We start from the raw sequence: 600 nt of genomic DNA on the forward strand, positions 1-600 counted from the left end.
ATGAAAATTATAAAGAATATAATTAATGTTGTAATTGCAAAAAAAATATTAAATATGGGGGGGATTCTTTTTGTTTTGGTTCTAGTGCCCTGTTCCGTTTTTTCATAAAACTTTTTATTTTAAAATTGTTCTTTAAGACTAAAAAATTAATAGATAATTTCATATCTTTTCAAACTAAAGAAATATTTTTTCGTTTAAAAAAGTGTCTAAACTTTTTTCATAATTCTTTAGTTTCAAAAGATATTTTTTTTAATATTTATCTTTACACTATCTAGTTAGGTAAAAAAAATGAAAAACTCGTTAACAAAATGAAAAGAAAATAATCTTTGGTATCAATTTAACATTTTTCTTAAAAAAAGGCGCACTAAAGTAACCTTTTTCAAGATTATATTATCTGATGTTCATTCAACTCAAAATTTATCTCAGATTTTGAATATATTGAGATGGAGTTGAATAGTTTAATTTACTTAAAATCCATTGATTATTCCAAAATTTAAGAAAATGATTAATTAATTTTTTCATTTTATCAAGAGATTTTTGAAATAAAAATGGATTTTGATGTTGTAAGATCGTTTTCATTTGGCCGAAAAAGTTTTCAAT

The 600-nt window shown here is 21.3% G+C and carries 1 protein-coding gene; it reads right to left on the reverse strand.

The genetic code is table 11. The features are described from left to right. Positions 1-417 precede the first annotated feature (417 nt). Positions 418-600, reverse strand: a 183-nt coding sequence (locus OL66_RS03510) for an IS3 family transposase (protein WP_156956367.1), incomplete at its 5' end; no start/stop codon positions are given.

Source organism: Chrysanthemum yellows phytoplasma (assembly GCF_000803325.1).
GTDB lineage: Bacteria > Bacillota_I > Bacilli_A > Acholeplasmatales > Acholeplasmataceae > Phytoplasma > Phytoplasma asteris.